The organism is Stenotrophomonas sp. ZAC14D2_NAIMI4_6 (genome assembly GCF_003086875.1).
In the GTDB taxonomy this organism is placed as follows: Bacteria; Pseudomonadota; Gammaproteobacteria; order Xanthomonadales; family Xanthomonadaceae; genus Stenotrophomonas.
The window spans coordinates 3,349,940-3,365,389 of record NZ_CP025996.1 but is presented as its reverse complement, the minus strand read 5'-3'; the positions used below and the strand labels follow the sequence as shown (position 1 = coordinate 3,365,389).

The window sequence follows — 15,450 nt, the reverse complement described above, 5'->3', positions numbered from 1 at the left end:
GAAAGATAGCCGAGGGGGGCGGAGGCGACAAATACTTGACGCGCTGGATCAGGTGGGAAGCAGGGTGTGCGGGCCCGGCAGGACCAGGCGGAAGCACGAGCCGCCGGCCGGCACCGGGATGTAATCCAGGCGTGCCTGGTTGGCGCGGCACAGCTCACGGGCGATATACAGGCCCAGGCCGGTGCCGTGCTCGGACGTGGTGAAGAACGGGCGGAACAACTGCGCGGCCACCGCTTCGGGAATGCCGGGGCCGCGGTCCATCACGTCGATCACCGCGTTGCGCTCGTGCAGGGCCACGCGCAGGCGCACGCGTGCCGGCTGCTGGCCCACGCGGCCATACTTCAGCGCGTTGTGCACCAGCACGGTCAGCACCTGGTACAGGTGGCGGGTGTCCACCTGCGCCGGCACCGAGGTGTCGGTGATGATCGGTTCGATGCTGTCCGTTTCCAGCGTCTGGCCCTGCTTGTACTCCAGCACGAAGCGGCGCACGAAGGCGGCCAGATCGACGTTTTCCGGGGTGGCGCGTTCGCGCCGGGCCAGGCCCAGCACGCTTTCCACGATGCTGTTGGTGCGCTGGCACTGCTGGTGGATGATCTGCAGCAGGCGGCGGTCGCTTTCGTTGAAGCCGGTGCCTTCTTCCAGCAGCTGCACCGCGTAGTTGATGGCGGCCAGCGGGTTGCGGATCTCATGGGCCAGACTGGCCGAGAAGCGGCCCATGGCCGACAGGGTGAGCGATTCGGCGCGGCGCGAGACCACGCTGGAATCGTCCAGGAACACCAGGGCCAGATCGCTGCCGGCCAGCAGGCGGGCAAAGCGCGGCTGCACTTCCGGCTGGTCGGGGTTGAGCTGCAGCGGCAGTTCGTCCTGGGTCCAGCCGTTGCGCCAGCGGTTGAGGCGGCGCGCCAGTTCCGGGGCGATGCTGGTCAGGTCCAGGCGGCCGGTTTCGCCCACGCCATCGTTGTCGCCCAGCAGCAGCGAGGCCGCTTCGTTGGCCAGGGTGATGCGGTTTTCGCCATCGACCACCAGCACGCCGGTGCGCATGCGGCGGATGATCAGTTCGTTGATCTGGAACAGGTTGGCCACTTCGTCGCCGCGCTGGTTGGCCAGCTGCTGGTTGCGACGGGCGCGGTTGCCCACCTGGTAGCTGATGAAGGCCAGCGCCAGGTAGCTGGTGGCGAACATGGCCAGTTCGGCCAGGGTGCGGGTGGGGTCGCCGCCTTCCAGCACCTTCCACAGGTATTCGGCGGCGGTGGCCACGCTGGCGGCCAGCGCCAGGCACAGGCCCCAGCTGAGCGGCAGCAGGGTGGCGGCGGCGGCGATGTTGAACAGCAGCGACATCGAAATGCCGGCGCTGGCGCCGGGCAGGGCGTGCGCAAGCAGGCTGGCGGCGACGATATCCAGCAGCACGCCACCGACCACGGTGGGGCGCAGCCAGCGCTCGCTGCGGCCGATCAGCAACCACAGCAGCGACAGGCCCAGGTACGCGCCGCCCACAGCATAGGCCAGGCGCGGGTGGTGGGCTTCGCCGACCATGGCCGACAACGGGCTGTAGAGCAGGGCGGCGATGACCGACGCGATCAGCACCCGGTACAGGGCGAAGAAGTACAGCTCACGCCGCGGTATCGATTCGATGCGGTCGATCAATGAAGCACTGGGTGACACGCCGGAACTCCCCTTCTGGCTGCCTGGAACTGGGTTTGACGGCGGTGGCCTGCAGCGTAGCCGATGTTCCCCCGATCATCGGAACCGCATTGTAGAGTCGAGCCATGCTCGACTGCTTCGGCAAAGCAGTCGAGCATGGCTCGACTCTACAGATCGCCCGTCGAGCATGGCTCGACGCTACAGATCACCCGTCGAGCAAGCTCGACGCTACCGGGTCCAGTATAGGCCTGTGGAAGCGATTTCCTGCGCAATCGGGCCCGGGTGGGCGCGTGGCCGGGCCCGCCCGGCGCCCGCAACTGCCTGAATGACGGCGGAAATCTGCCCGGGTCTGGCCATTTGTCCATACTTCTTTGCGCCCCGGCGCCGGCTCGGCCACAATAGTGGGCCCGCCGCGGTCCATGCCGGCGCCCCGCCGGGGCCCCTGAGGAATTGCGTGCGGTCGTTCCTATTCCCACGGTGACGCATGAATTTCCACGAATACCAGTCAAAACAACTGCTTGCCGAATACGGCATTCCGGTCCCGGCCGGCAAGGTCGCTGCGACCCCGGACGAGGCGGTTGCCGCTGCCAACGCTCTGGGCCAGGGCCCCTGGATGGTCAAGGCGCAGATCCACGCTGGCGGCCGCGGTAAGGCTGGCGGCGTCAAGTTCTGCAAGACCACCGACGATGTGAAGGCCGCTGCGGCCAAGATGCTCGGCACCAAGATGGCCACCTACCAGACCGCAGGCGTTGAACTGCCGGTCAACCTGGTGCTGGTGACCACCGCCGGCGAGATCGTCAAGGAACTGTACCTGTCGGTGCTGGTTGACCGTGGCACCAAGACCATCACCTACATCGCTTCTTCGGAAGGCGGCGTGGAGATCGAGCAGGTTGCTGCTGAAACCCCGGAGCTGATCCACTCGCTGAACGTCGACTTCGTCGAAGGCGTGCAGGGTTACCACGGCCGCGATTTCGGCTTCAAGCTGGGCCTGACCGCCAAGCAGGCCGGCCAGTTCGCCAGCATCATGGTGAACCTGTACCGCCTGTTCAATGAAAAGGACCTGGCCCTGGTTGAAATCAACCCGCTGGCCATCCTGGACGACGGCAACCTGTACGCGCTGGACGGCAAGTTCGACAGCGACGACAACGCCGCGTTCCGCCAGAAGGCCCTGGTCGCCATGCGCGACAAGACCCAGGAAGATCCGACCGAAGTGATCGCTTCGGAACTGGACATCAACTACGTCACCATGGACGGCAACATCGGCTGCATGGTCAACGGCGCAGGCCTGGCCATGGCCACCATGGACGTCATCAAGCTCAACGGCGGCGAGCCGGCGAACTTCCTGGACGTGGGCGGCGGTGCCAACAAGCAGCGCGTCATCGAAGCGTTCAAGCTGATCCTGTCCTCGGACAAGGTCGAAGGCATCTTCGTCAACATCTTCGGCGGCATCGTCCGCTGCGACATGATTGCCGAAGGCATCATCGCCGCCGTGAAGGAAGTGGGCGTCAAGGTTCCGGTCGTGGTGCGCCTGGAAGGCACCAACGTGGAAGAAGGCAAGCAGCTGCTGCGTGACAGCGGCATGGCCATCATCCCGGCTGACAACATCAACGATGGCGCCAAGAAGATCGTTGAAGCTGTCAAGAACGCCGCCTGATACCGACACCAAGGAATTACCATGTCTGTTTTGATCAACAAGAACACCAAGGTGATCGTGCAGGGCTTCACCGGCCAGCAGGGCACCTTCCACGCCACTCAGATGATCGAGTACGGCACCCAGGTCGTTGGCGGCGTGACCCCGGGCAAGGGTGGCACCACCCATATCGACCTGCCGGTCTTCAACACCGTTGCCGACGCCGTGCAGAGCACCGGCGCCAACGCGTCGGTCATCTACGTGCCGCCGCCGTACGCAGCTGACGCGATTCTGGAAGCCGCTGCTGCCGGCATCAAGGTCATCGTCTGCATCACCGAAGGCATCCCGGTGCTGGACATGCTGCGCGTGAAGAACGTGCTGACCCGTTCGCATCCGGACACCGTGCTGATCGGGCCGAACTGCCCGGGCGTCATCACCCCGGGTGAGTGCAAGATCGGCATCATGCCGGGCCACATCCACCAGCCGGGCAAGATCGGCATCGTGTCGCGTTCGGGCACCCTGACCTATGAAGCGGTCAAGCAGACCACCGAAGTCGGCCTGGGCCAGTCCACCTGCATCGGTATCGGTGGTGACCCGATCAACGGCCTGAACTTCGTCGACTGCCTGAAGCTGTTCAACGAAGACCCGCAGACCGAAGGCATCATCATGGTCGGCGAAATCGGCGGTGACGCTGAAGAAGCCGGCGCCGAGTACATCAAGAACCACGTGAAGAAGCCGGTTGTCGGTTTCATCGCCGGTGCGTCGGCTCCGGCCGGCAAGCGCATGGGCCACGCCGGTGCGATCGCCTCGGGCGGCAAGGGCACGGCCGAAGGCAAGTTCGCCGCCATGGAAGCTGCCGGTGTCGTCACCGTCCGCTCGCCGGGCGACCTGGGCGCCGCCATCGCCAAGCTGGTCAAATAAGATCGTCGCCGGCCTCTGGCCGGCACGATTTTGTAGAGTCGAGCCATGCTCGACTTGCTTGATACAAAGGCCGCCTCCGGGCGGCCTTTGTGCGTCCGGGGCGGGGTCAGAGCCCCTTTGCGGCGCAAACGGGATCTGACCCCGGCGTTACAATGGGTGCATTGCAACCACAGGCTGGACCCCCATGGCTTCGATCCGTATCGCGATGGCGCAGTTCGATTTCCCGGTCGGCGATGTTGCCGGCAATTCCGAACGCATCATCGAGATGATCGGCCAGGCGCGCGATGAGTACGGCGCCGAGCTGGTGATGTTCCCCGAGCTGGCGGTCAGCGGCTACCCGCCGGAAGATCTGCTGCTGCGCCCGGGCTTCCTGTACGAATGCGAGCAGGCGATGACCCGCATCGCCGCCGCCTGCCGTGGCATCACCGCCGTGGTGGGCTGGCCGCAGGCCGCCGGCGCGGTGGTCTACAACGCCGCCAGCGTGCTGCGCGATGGCCTGGTGGAACAGACCTACCGCAAGCGCGAGCTGCCCAACTACGCCGTGTTCGACGAGCGCCGCTACTTCGATGTCGACCCCGATGGCGGCAGCTGCGTGTTCGAAGTGAACGGCATTGCGGTGGGCCTGCTGATCTGCGAAGACCTGTGGTTCGCCGAGCCGATGGCCGACACCGTGCAGGCCGGCGCGCAGCTGGTGGTGGTGCCCAACGCGTCGCCCTACGAGCGCGGCAAGCATGCCCAGCGCGACGCCGTGCTGGCCGCGCGCACCCGCGAGAGCGGGGCGGCCATTGCCTACCTGAACGTGGTGGGCGGCCAGGACGCCCTGGTGTTCGACGGTGCGTCGGTGGTGGCCGATGGCGATGGCACGGTACACCCGGCCGCGGCGGCCTTCATGGACCAGTGGCTGGTGGTGGACTACGACGGCGCCAGCCGCCGCTTCCTGCCGCATGTGTGGATGGACGATGGCGACGAGAGCATGGATGCGCTGGCCTGGCGCGCGGTGACCCGCGGTATCCAGGATTACTGCCGCAAGAACGGTTTCAAGAAGGTGTGGCTGGGCCTGTCCGGCGGCATCGATTCGGCGCTGGTTCTGGCCCTGGCCGTGGATGCGCTGGGCGCGGAGAACGTGACCGCCGTGCGCCTGCCCTCGCGCTACACCGCCGGCATGTCCAACGATCTGGCCGCCGAGCAGTGCCAGGCGCTGGGCGTGAAGCTGGAAGCGGTATCGATCGAGCCGGCCTTCAAGGGCCTGATGGAATCGCTGGCGCCGATGTTCGAAGGCACCACGCCGGATGTGACCGAAGAGAACCTGCAGTCGCGCAGCCGCGGCGTGATCCTGATGGCGCTGGCCAACAAGTTCGGCGGCCTGCTGCTGACCACCGGCAACAAGAGCGAATACGCGGTGGGCTACGCCACGATCTATGGCGACATGTGCGGTGGCTATGCGCCGCTGAAGGACCTGTACAAGACCGAGGTGTTCGGGCTGTCGAAGTGGCGCAACACCGTGGGCGGCGCGCCGGTCATTCCGCCGGCGGTGATCAGCCGCCCGCCGTCGGCCGAGCTGCGCGAGAACCAGCTGGACCAGGATTCGCTGCCGGCCTACGACGTGCTGGACGGCATCCTGTACCGCTACGTGGACCAGGAGCAGTCGCGCACGGAGATCGTGGCGGCCGGCTACGACGCGGCCGTGGTGGACCGGGTGCTGCGCCTGGTGCGCATCAGCGAGTGGAAGCGCCACCAGGCCGCGCCGGGGCCGAAGGTGTCGCGCCGGGCATTCGGCCGCGAGCGCCGGTACCCGATCAGCAACGGGTTCAAGGGATAAGGGCGGCCCGCGCCACCCCTTCCCCGGTAGGTGCGGACCTTGGTCCGCACGGTGTTCGGCGAGGCTCTCCGGTAGATCCACGCCATGCGTGGATGGGGCATCCCCAGCGCCCAAACGCCGCGCGCCGTCGAGCATGGCTCGACGCTACAAAAGGAAAGGGCCCCTTGCGGGGCCCTTCGCTTTCTTATTTCTTTTCCAGCCGTGCGTTGCGCTGGCCGGTGCTGGCGGACTTCTCGCCGGCGAACGGGTTCAGCTTGCGGATCATCCACGGGTACTTGGGCCACTTGCCTTCCAGCCACGGGTGGGTGGGCTGGTTCAGGGTCAGCACGCGGCGGGCATCGTCGGCCAGCGTCTTGTTGCCCAGGTGGGTGTAGGCTTCACCCAGCACCGCCACGGCGTCGTACTGGTACGCGCTCTGCGGGTAGGTTTCCAGCAGGTAGTTGGCGCGGCCGGCGGCGGAAACATAGGCTTCGCGGCGCAGGTAGTACAGGGCGTTGTCCAGCTCGTGCTGGGCGAACACGTCACGCAGCACGATCATGCGCTGGCGCGCATCGGCGGCGTAGCGGCTGTTCGGGTAACGGTCCACCACGATGTTGAAGTCGGCATAGGCCTGGTGCGGGGTGGACAGATCGCGGCGGCTGGGATCCAGCGACCATACGCGGCGCAGGAAAACCGTATTGCGATTGGAGTTGGCCAGACCGCGCAGGTAGTACAGGTAGGCGATGTTGCGGTGGGTCGGGTAGGTGCGGATGAAGCGGTCGATGCTGGACACCGCGTCATCGTGCTTGCCGGCCTTGTACTGGGCGTAGGCGGTCTCGATCATCGCCTGTTCGGTGTACGGGCCGTACGGGTACTGGGCCACCAGACGGCGGAAGCTGGCTTCGGCGCCGCTCCAGTTGCCGCCCTTCATGAGCGCGTGGCTCTTGTCGTACAGCTGTTCGACAGGCGTGCCTTCATCGGGGCGATCCCCCTTCTTGGCACCGCGGTGGCAACCGGTGGCGGCGATGACCAGCACCAGCAGCAGGGCGGTGAGGCGGACGGGCGCGGAGAGCATGGCGGAGCGTCGGATCATGGGGTCAAGGCGGGACGCGTCTGGAATACGAAGGGTCGATGATAGCCTAGTGTCCTGTCCTGCGACTGAAACCGGCCGCCCGGACCCCAAAATTTCAAAGATCCCCCTTGCCATGTCTGAACAAACTTCCGAATCGGCCCGCCAGGCCATCGTTCCCGATACCGCCGCCGGCCGGCGTTTCGACGCCGTTGTGGCCGAACTGTTCCCCGAATATTCCCGCTCGCGCCTGACCGAGTGGATCAAATCCGGCGATGTGCTGCTGGACGGCGCCCAGGCCCGCCCGCGCGACCCGCTGCGCGGCGGCGAGGTGGTGAGCCTGACCGTGGTGCTGGACACCCAGACCGACGCCCAGCCCGAAGACATCCCGCTGGACGTGCTGTTCGAGGATGAGCACCTGCTGGTGATCAACAAGCCGGTGGGCCTGGTGGTGCACCCCGGTGCCGGCAACCACAGCGGCACCCTGGTGAACGCCCTGCTGTACCGCGACCCGTCGGTGGCCGTGCTGCCGCGCGCCGGCATCGTGCACCGCCTGGACAAGGACACCAGCGGCGTGATGGTGGTGGCCCGTACCCTGGAAGCGCAGACCGCGCTGGTGGAACAGCTGGCCGCGCGCGATGTGCACCGCCAGTACCTGGCCGTGGTGATGGGCGCGCTGGTGGCCGGCGGTACCGCCGATGCCCCGATCGACCGCCACCCGCGCGACCGCCTGAAGATGGGCGTGCGCGAAGATGGCAAGGAAGCGGTGACCCATTACCGCCTGCGCGAGCGCTTCCGCGCCCACACCGCGCTGGAATGCCGCCTGGAAACCGGCCGCACCCACCAGATCCGCGTGCACATGGCGCACCTGCGCCACCCGATCGTGGGTGACCCGCTGTACGGCGGCGCGCTGAAGCTGCCCAAGGGCGCCAGCGACGAACTGGTGGCCGCGCTGCGCGGCTTCAAGCGCCAGGCGCTGCACGCTGAAACCCTGGAGTTCGTGCACCCGATCACTGGCCAGCCGGTGCGCAACAGTGCGCCGGTGCCGGCCGACATGCTGCACCTGATGAAGGTGCTGCGCGAAGACAGCGAAGCCTTCGCTGCGCGCGAACGGGACCGCTGGTAATGGCCGCCGCACTGCCGCTGCTGCAGGCTGACTGGCCGGCACCGCCGGGAGTGCGGGCGCTGACCACCCGTCGCCACGGCGCAGGTATTTCGCCGGCGCCGTTCGACCAGTTCAACCTGGGCAACCGGCATGCTGCCGATGGCGATACCCCGGCCAACGTGGAGCACAACCGCCAGCTGCTGCAGCAGGGCCTGGCCCTGCCGTCGGCGCCGCACTGGCTGCGCCAGGTACACAGCAGCACGGTGCTGCGCTTCAACGCGCCGCCGCAGGCAGGCGCCAGCGAACCAGTGGCCGATGCGTCGGTCACCTCGGAGCGTGGCGTGGTGCTGGCCATCCTGACCGCCGATTGCCTGCCGGTGGTGTTTACCGCCGCCGATGGCAGCGAAGTGGGCGCTGCCCATGCCGGGTGGCGCGGGCTTGCCGACGGCATGCTGGAACACACGGTGGCCGCGATGACCACCGCCCCGGCGCAGCTGCGCGCCTGGCTGGGCCCGGCGGCCGGACCGCAGGACTACGAGATCGGCGAAGAGGTGTACCACGCCTTCGTCGGCCACGACCCGGCGGCCGCGGCCGCATTCGTGGCCACCCGCCAGGGGCACTGGAAGGTGGACCTGTTCGCGTTGGCGCGCCAGCGCTTGCAGAGCGCAGGCATGGATCCGGCCAACATCCATGGTGGCACGGTGTCGACCATGGCCGACCCGGATCTGTATTCGCACCGTCGCGATCGCCGTACCGGGCGCATGGCCACGCTGGTGTGGATGGCATGAGCCGGGGTGAGCCCGTTACGGGGTCAGAGCCCTTCCCTGGCGGGAAGGGATCCGACCCCTTGGTCGCGGCGGGGTCAGATCCCTTTTCGGCAGAAAAGGGCTCTGACCCCATCCCGCCAGCCGTGATCGTGTTCGATGGCGTCTGCGCGCTGTGCAGCCGCTGGGTACGCTTCCTGCTGCGCTTCGACCGCCACCGCCGCTACCGCTTCGCCGCCATGCAGGGCGCGCACGGCAGTGGCCTGTTGCGCGCGCACGGGCTGGACCCGAACGACCCGCTGTCCTTCCTGCTGGTGGACGCACAGGGCGCCTGGACCGACACCGACGCGATCCTGCGGGTGTTGGCCGGCCTGGGCGGGCCGTGGCGGCTGGCCGGCGCGCTGCGCGTGCTGCCGCAGGCGTGGCGCGACCGCGCGTACCGCGTGCTGGCGCGCAACCGCTACCGCTGGTTCGGGCGCCACGATGCCTGCTTCCTGCCCAGCGCGGAACAGGCCGCGCGCTTCCTGGATTAGTCGAGCTTGCTCGACTGATCTGTCTGTAGAGTCGAGCCATGCTCGACTGGTTGTGCAGCAGTAGAGCAAGCTCGACTCTACCAACAGCAGTCGAGCAAGGCTCGACTCTACCAACAGCAGTCGAGCAACCGGTCGGCGGCATCGCCCCCCATCATTCCAGCAGCCGGTAGCCAATGCGCCGGTTCTGCGCGCGCCCGTCATGGCTGCGGTTGTCGGCGATGGGCTGGTCCTGTCCGTAGCCCCTGGCCACCAGCATGCTGGCGGGCACGCCGCGTTCCTGCAGCGCCTGCACCACCGCGTCGGCGCGCTGCTGGCTCAGGTGCAGGTTGTCGCTGGCCGTGCCGTGGTGGCTGTCGGTATGCGCGGCCACTTCCACCCGTGCGCCCGGCGCCACGTTGCGCAGCGTGGTCGCCACGGCGCCCAGCGTTTCGTGCGAATCGGCGGTCAAGGTGCTCGTGCCCTGGTGGAACTTCAGCGTGGTCAGGTTCAGCGCTGCCACGTGCTGTGCGCTGTCGGCAGTGGGCGGAAGCTGGGCCAGTGCCGCCAGGCCCGGGCCCCACAGGCCGCTGATCTGCAGTGCCGGGAAGTCCTGCCGCAGTTGCTGGGAAAGTGCCCGTCGCTGCGCGTCCGGCAAGCGCTGTGAATCGATCAGCAATTGCTGGTCATCGAACGCCAGGCGCAGGCCATCGCCCTGCCACTGCGGCAGTCGGGTGATCAACCGGTCCAGCCAGTTCGGTGCCTGCGCGCGCGGGTCCAGGGTGATGCCACCGCGCAGGTTGTGGCGACCGTGTACGGCCACCAGTGCGTTCCAGACGCGGCGGCGATCGGCTTCGGTGGGCAGGCAGCCATCCACCTGCACCTGGCTGCCCTGCTGCTCCAGCCGCAGCCGTGCGGCGTGTTCGGGCACGATGGTCGTGGCGCTCCACAGCGGTGTGCGCGCCTTCCACAGCAGGCCGGTGGTGACGGCCAGCACGGCGCCGACGGCCAGCAGCCACAGCACGCTGCGCAGTGCCATGCCGTACATCGCATGCGATGGCGCGGTCCCCATCATGCGCTGGGGCGTGCCCGCCGGCGCGCTGCGGCGGGCAGGGCGGCGCAGCAGCGGTTGCCCGGCCGACGATGACAGCAGCCGGATCAGCCCCGGCAGCAGATCGCAGGCGGTCACCCGGAATGCGCCCGGTGACAGGCCACTGCGGCGCGCCAGGCCGTTCATTGCATGTGCACCGAGCGCGCGTTCCAGTTCGCTGGCCACCACGGGCAGGGCGACGGCGTCGGGGCGCTGCCAGGACTGGAAGCGCGCCCCCAGCCCGGCCTGTTCGAACTGCTGCTGCAGCCCGTCCATGCCCAGTGGGTGCGATGCGATCCAGCCGACCAGGACATCCACGACCCAGCGGGTACGGTGGCCCAGGTCCAGGCGGGTGGTGGCTGCAGCGATGAAACGGTCGTAGGCGGACATGCGGTGAATCCCCAAGGTGCCCCGGCGTGATGCAGGAGCTTCAGGGGGCGTCACTTTGGGCAGAAAGCGTCAACGCAAAATGAAATGTGTCGGTGAGGGGCGCTTTCGTTTGCTGCGCTGAGCGCACAGCCCTGGACGACGAACGCCTTGTGCCAAGCCAGCTTTACAGGCAAACCGTGCCGAATGCGACACGGCGTTGGAGCCTGCGGGGACCGTCAATCGAATGGTTTCAAGCGCAATCGTTTTCGTGCCGATTACGACATGCATAGGGGGCGGCGGTTACCCCTCCAGCGCCTCCAGATAGCTGCGCCGCCAGTGGTTGATGTCGTAGGTGCGCAGGTGCTCCATCATGGCGTGCCAGCGTTCCTTGCGGCGGCGCAGTGACATGGTGGCGGCGGTGGCGATGGCGTCGGCCATGCCATCCAGGTCGTAGGGGTTCACCAGCAGTGCCTGCTTCATTTCGTCGGCGGCGCCGGCCAGCAGGGACAGCACCAGCACGCCAGGATCGTCCGGGTCCTGCGAGGCCACGTATTCCTTGGCCACCAGGTTCATGCCATCGCGCAGCGGCGTGACCAGGCCGACCGCGGCGGCGCGGTAGAAGCCGGTCAGGGTGGCATGGGTGAAGTTCTGGTTGACGTAGCGCAGCGGGGTCCAGTCCGGCGCGGCGTGGCCGCCATTGATGTGGCCGGCAATCTGTTCCAGCGTGCTGCGCAGATGGCGGTACTCGCTCACATCGCCGCGCGATACCGGGGCGATCTGCAGGTAGGTCAGCGAGCCGCGCTGGTCGGGGTGGCGTTCCAGATAGCGTTCGAAACCGCGGAAGCGCTCGGGCAGGCCCTTGGAATAGTCCAGGCGGTCCACGCCGATGGCCAGCTGGCGGTCGCGCAGGCTGCTGCGCAGGTCCTTCACTGCGGCCTTGCTGGCGGCGGTGCCGGCCTGTCGGGCAATCAGCGCGGTATCGATGCCGATGGGGAAGGCGGCCGCGCGGAAACGTCGGCCGCCGGGCGCTTCAAGCTGGCCGTCGCCCAGCACCTTGCCGCCGCCGAACAGGCGCAGGTAGGTCTGGAAACGGTCGGTATCGCGCTGGGTCTGGAAGCCGACCAGATCGTAGGCGTACAGCGCCGAGAACAGGCGCAGGTGGTCGGGCATGGCCTGCAGCAGATCCGCCGAGGGCATGGGAATGTGCAGGAAGAAGCCGATGCGGCAGCCGATGCCACGTTCGCGCAGCAGCGCGCCCAGCGGAATCAGGTGGTAATCGTGGATCCAGACGATATCGTCTTCGCGCAGCAGCGGTGCCAGCTTGTCGGCAAACAGGGCGTTGACCTTCTGGTAGGTCTCGCGCGTGCCGCGGTCGTAGTCCACCAGGTCAAGGCGGAAGTGCAGCAGCGGCCACAGCGTGCGGTTGGCGAAGCCGTTGTAGTAGCCATCCACCTCGCGCTTGCTCAGGTCCAGGGTGACGAATTCGATGTCACCGTCCTTTTGCTGGTGCAGGGTGCCGCTACCTTCGCGCACGCTCTTGCCGCTCCAGCCGAACCACAGGCCACCGCGCTCCTTCAGTGCGGCCAGTAGGCCCACTGCCAGGCCGCCGGCGCGGTTTTCGCCGGGCAGGGCCACGCGGTTGGAAACAACAACCAGACGACTCACGAGGCCTCCTGCCAGGACCGCGACAGGCGCATGGCGGCGGTGATCAACCCCACGTGCGAGTACGTCTGCGGGAAGTTGCCCCAGGCTTCGCCGCCATCGAAGGCCAGGTCTTCGGATAGCAGGCCCAGATGGTTGCGCTGCTTCAGCAGCAGCTCGAACATCTCGCGTGCTTCGTCGATGCGGCCGATCGCAGCCAGCGCGTCGATGTACCAGAAGGTGCAGATGGTGAAGCTGGTTTCCGGTTCGCCGAAGTCGTCCGGCGCCACGTAGCGGTACAACGAATTTCCGTGCTTCAGATCACGGCCGATGGCTTCCACCGTGGCGATGAAGCGCGCGTCCATTGCATCGATGAAGCCGATATCGGCCAGCAGCAGCAGCGAGGCGTCCAGGCGGTGGCCGCCGAAGGTGTCGGTGAAGTGGCCGTGTTCATCACTCCAGGCCTCGGCCATGATGCGCGCATGGATGGTGTCGGCGCGCTCGCGCCAGTACTGCGCGCGGTCATCGCGCTTCAGGCGCACGGCGATCTTGCACAGGCGGTCGCAGGCGGCCCAGCACATGGCGCTGGTGTAGGTGTGTACTTCGGTGCGGCCGCGGAATTCCCACAGGCCCGCATCGGGCACGTCGTGCAGGGCGAAGGCCTGTTCGCCCAACGGTTCCAGCCGCGCGAAGGTGTGGGCATCGCCCGGGTCCTGCAGGCGGCGGTCGAAGAACAGCTGGGTGGAAGCCAGCACCACGCTGCCATAGACATCGTGCTGGCGCTGCACCCAGGCCAGGTTGCCGCGGCGCACCGGGCCCATGCCGCGGTAGCCAGACAGCGTAGGCACTTCGTCTTCGTCCAGCTTGGCCTCGAAACCGATGCCGTACAGCGGCTGCAGCGTGCCGTCGGTGGTGGCCAGGTTGAAGATGTAGCCCAGGAACTGTTCCATGGTGCGGGTAGCGCCCAGACGGTTCAACGCGCGCACGACGAAGGCCGCATCACGCAGCCAGCAGTAGCGGTAATCCCAGTTGCGCACGCTGCCGGGCGCTTCGGGAATGGAGGTGGTCATGGCCGCGATGATCGCGCCGCTGTCTTCGTACTGGCACAGCTTCAGGGTGATCGCACTGCGGATCACCGCGTCCTGCCATTCCAGCGGAATGGAAAGGTAGCGCACCCATTCGCGCCAGTAGTCGCGCGTGCGCTGGAAGGCTTCCTGCACGTAGCCGCTGATCGAACGGTTCAGCGATTCATCCACGCCCAGCACCAGGTGGATGGGGTGGTTGAGCACGAAGGGCAGGCCGTCGCGCACGAAGCGCACTGGCACGTCGGTGGTCAGGCGCAGCACGTGGTCGGGCAGGATCCAGCGCACGTGGTTGCTGCCCCAGGTCGATTCGGGCACGCGTGCGCCCCAGTCGGCCAGCGGCCGTGCACGCACCACGATGCGCGGGCTGCCGGCCAGCGGGCGCACCTGGCGGATCAGGCTGACCGGTCGGTAGAAGCGGTCGTTCTGGCGCCAGCGCGGGGCGAAGTCGAGGATTTCCAGCGCGCCGCCGTGGTGGTCGTGCAGCACGGTGCGCAGGATCGCCGTGTTGGTCAGGTAGCTCTGCTCGCTGCTGGCGAAATCCTCCAGTTCGATGGCGAAATCGCCGCCTTCCTGTTGGTTCGGCGACAGCAGCGCACAGAACGTGGGGTCGCCATCGAAGGTGGGCAGGCAGCTCCACACCACGCGGGCATGCTTGTCGACCAGGGCGCCGAAGCTGCCGTTGCCGACCACGCCCAGATCAAGATCGGGTTGGGTCATCACGCAGAAATATCCGGTTATGGCCGTGGGGGCCGGGGGTCAATAGGCATTCTCACGCAGCCAGGCGTGCACGCTGCGTATGTCGGGCAGGGCGAACACCGCGGCACTGGGCTCGCGTTCGCCAATCAGCACGCTCCAGCCGTGTTGGCCGTTGGCGGCTTCGAAACCGTATTCGTCGGTCAGGTCATCGCCCAGGAACACCGGCAGGCGGCCGCGGAAGGGCAGGTACTGCATCATGCGGCGCAGGGCGCGGCCCTTGTCGGTGCCCACCGGTACGAACTCGACCACATGGTCGCCGGGTTGCAGGCGGTAGCTCGGCCGGCCGCGCGCATGGCGTTCGGCGAACGCGCGCACGTCGTCGCCGGCATGCGGTGCGCCTCGCCAGTGCAGGGCCAGACCCACGCCTTTTTCCTCCACCAGCACGCCGGGGTAGCCGTGGGCGAAGCGCATGGCCTGCTGGTGCAGGGCATGCAGCCATTCGCCGGTGTCATCGTCGTGGTCATCGCGCAGCACGCGGCCATCGGCGCTGCGCATCTCATGGCCATGCAGGCCGGCGGCGGGCAGTTGCAGGGGGGCGAACAGCTGGTCCAGCTGTTCCAGTGGGCGCCCGCTGATCAGGGCCACGGCGCCCTCCAGGCGGTCGCTGATGCGGCCGATGGCCTCACGCACGTCGGGTAGCAGGTGCACGGCATCGGGCCGTGCGGCGAATTCGATAAGCGTGCCATCGACGTCGAGGAACAACGCGCAGGCGTCGTCCAGCAACGGCGGTGGCGGACGCAGGGGGAGCGGTTCAGCCATGCCCCGCAGGGTGCCAGCGGCGGCGTGTAGGCCAGGTCGAGGGCAGGCTACGGCCCTGCCATGGTGGGTGCCGACGGTTGTAGCGGGGGACGGGGGCGATGGGGGTGATGGGGGTAGAGTCGACTGTCAGTCGACTATCGCGCGTAGCGCGGGATTTTCGCGGGGTGCCCACAGCAGTCGACTAACTGTGTAAACCCACTACGTTGTTCAGCGGCACTCTGGAGATAGGTGGCTGGCCGCCGATCCCCATATGGGGACGGTGCCAGTTGTAGTGGTGCAGCCATTGGGTCAGCACGGAATTGCGTTGGTCCGG

13 protein-coding genes are annotated in these 15,450 nt (G+C 67.4%); 6 read left to right on the top strand and 7 right to left on the bottom strand.

Annotated elements, in window-relative coordinates:
* Positions 1 to 48 precede the first annotated feature (48 nt).
* Positions 49 to 1,662: an ATP-binding protein gene (locus C1933_RS15450; RefSeq protein WP_108753961.1), complete on the bottom strand. Its 1,614-nt coding sequence runs from the start codon at positions 1,660 to 1,662 to the stop codon at positions 49 to 51.
* Positions 1,663 to 2,125: 463 nt separating this feature from the next.
* Here C1933_RS15450 and sucC point away from each other — a divergent pair, with 463 nt between their 5' ends.
* From sucC to C1933_RS15435, 3 genes are all read left to right on the top strand, one after another.
* Positions 2,126 to 3,295, top strand: a complete 1,170-nt coding sequence (gene sucC / locus C1933_RS15445) for an ADP-forming succinate--CoA ligase subunit beta (RefSeq protein ID WP_108750894.1) — start codon at positions 2,126 to 2,128, stop codon at positions 3,293 to 3,295.
* A 21-nt stretch (positions 3,296 to 3,316) separates the two neighbouring features.
* Complete coding sequence (sucD, locus tag C1933_RS15440) at positions 3,317 to 4,192, top strand: succinate--CoA ligase subunit alpha (protein ID WP_005410793.1); 876 nt, start codon at positions 3,317 to 3,319, stop codon at positions 4,190 to 4,192.
* A gap of 184 nt (positions 4,193 to 4,376) precedes the next feature.
* Positions 4,377 to 6,011 (top strand): NAD+ synthase, encoded by a 1,635-nt coding sequence (locus C1933_RS15435; RefSeq protein WP_108753960.1) that lies wholly within the window; start codon positions 4,377 to 4,379, stop codon positions 6,009 to 6,011.
* A 184-nt stretch (positions 6,012 to 6,195) separates the two neighbouring features.
* Here the strand turns inward: C1933_RS15435 and C1933_RS15430 are convergent, their stop codons facing one another.
* The gene (locus C1933_RS15430; protein ID WP_108753959.1) at positions 6,196 to 7,083 is read right to left on the bottom strand and encodes an outer membrane protein assembly factor BamD; all 888 of its coding nucleotides are present in this window, start codon (positions 7,081 to 7,083) and stop codon (positions 6,196 to 6,198) included.
* A 112-nt stretch (positions 7,084 to 7,195) separates the two neighbouring features.
* Here C1933_RS15430 and rluD point away from each other — a divergent pair, with 112 nt between their 5' ends.
* The 3 genes from rluD to C1933_RS15415 all read left to right on the top strand — a co-directional run bounded on the left by rluD (position 7,196) and on the right by C1933_RS15415 (position 9,461).
* Positions 7,196 to 8,185 carry a 23S rRNA pseudouridine(1911/1915/1917) synthase RluD gene (rluD, locus tag C1933_RS15425; protein WP_108753958.1) on the top strand — a complete coding sequence of 330 codons (990 nt, stop codon included), beginning with the start codon at positions 7,196 to 7,198 and terminating at the stop codon, positions 8,183 to 8,185.
* Positions 8,185 to 8,952: a peptidoglycan editing factor PgeF gene (gene pgeF, locus C1933_RS15420; protein ID WP_108753957.1), complete on the top strand. Its 768-nt coding sequence runs from the start codon at positions 8,185 to 8,187 to the stop codon at positions 8,950 to 8,952. The genes rluD and pgeF overlap by 1 nt, the downstream gene beginning before the upstream one ends.
* Before the next feature lie 110 nt (positions 8,953 to 9,062).
* Positions 9,063 to 9,461 (top strand): thiol-disulfide oxidoreductase DCC family protein, encoded by a 399-nt coding sequence (locus C1933_RS15415; protein ID WP_234414739.1) that lies wholly within the window; start codon positions 9,063 to 9,065, stop codon positions 9,459 to 9,461.
* 151 nt (positions 9,462 to 9,612) lie between these two features.
* Here the strand turns inward: C1933_RS15415 and C1933_RS15410 are convergent, their stop codons facing one another.
* The 5 genes from C1933_RS15410 to C1933_RS15390 form a co-directional block, all read right to left on the bottom strand.
* Positions 9,613 to 10,917, bottom strand: a complete 1,305-nt coding sequence (locus C1933_RS15410) for an OmpA family protein (protein ID WP_108753955.1) — start codon at positions 10,915 to 10,917, stop codon at positions 9,613 to 9,615.
* A 279-nt stretch (positions 10,918 to 11,196) separates the two neighbouring features.
* Positions 11,197 to 12,561 carry an alpha,alpha-trehalose-phosphate synthase (UDP-forming) gene (gene otsA, locus C1933_RS15405; RefSeq protein WP_108753954.1) on the bottom strand — a complete coding sequence of 455 codons (1,365 nt, stop codon included), beginning with the start codon at positions 12,559 to 12,561 and terminating at the stop codon, positions 11,197 to 11,199.
* Entirely contained in the window at positions 12,558 to 14,339 is a 1,782-nt protein-coding gene (locus C1933_RS15400) for a glycoside hydrolase family 15 protein (protein ID WP_108753953.1), read from the bottom strand. Before C1933_RS15400 ends, otsA begins: the two co-directional genes overlap by 4 nt.
* 39 nt (positions 14,340 to 14,378) lie before the next feature.
* Positions 14,379 to 15,137, bottom strand: a complete 759-nt coding sequence (gene otsB, locus C1933_RS15395; protein ID WP_108753952.1) for a trehalose-phosphatase — start codon at positions 15,135 to 15,137, stop codon at positions 14,379 to 14,381.
* A 181-nt stretch (positions 15,138 to 15,318) separates the two neighbouring features.
* Positions 15,319 to 15,450, bottom strand: a 132-nt coding sequence (locus C1933_RS15390; protein ID WP_159094004.1) for an integrase core domain-containing protein, incomplete at its 5' end; no start/stop codon positions are given.

Bases quoted from the DNA above. Each gene is read 5' to 3' on its own strand.
- pgeF (WP_108753957.1), top strand. From the start codon at position 8,185: ATGGCCGCCGCACTGCCGCTGCTGCAGGCTGACTGGCCGGCACCGCCG.
- C1933_RS15430 (WP_108753959.1), bottom strand. From the start codon at position 7,083: ATGATCCGACGCTCCGCCATGCTCTCCGCGCCCGTCCGCCTCACCGCC.
- C1933_RS15435 (WP_108753960.1), top strand. From the start codon at position 4,377: ATGGCTTCGATCCGTATCGCGATGGCGCAGTTCGATTTCCCGGTCGGC.
- sucC (WP_108750894.1), top strand. From the start codon at position 2,126: ATGAATTTCCACGAATACCAGTCAAAACAACTGCTTGCCGAATACGGC.
- C1933_RS15400 (WP_108753953.1), bottom strand. From the start codon at position 14,339: ATGACCCAACCCGATCTTGATCTGGGCGTGGTCGGCAACGGCAGCTTC.
- sucD (WP_005410793.1), top strand. From the start codon at position 3,317: ATGTCTGTTTTGATCAACAAGAACACCAAGGTGATCGTGCAGGGCTTC.
- C1933_RS15410 (WP_108753955.1), bottom strand. From the start codon at position 10,917: ATGTCCGCCTACGACCGTTTCATCGCTGCAGCCACCACCCGCCTGGAC.
- rluD (WP_108753958.1), top strand. From the start codon at position 7,196: ATGTCTGAACAAACTTCCGAATCGGCCCGCCAGGCCATCGTTCCCGAT.
- otsB (WP_108753952.1), bottom strand. From the start codon at position 15,137: ATGGCTGAACCGCTCCCCCTGCGTCCGCCACCGCCGTTGCTGGACGAC.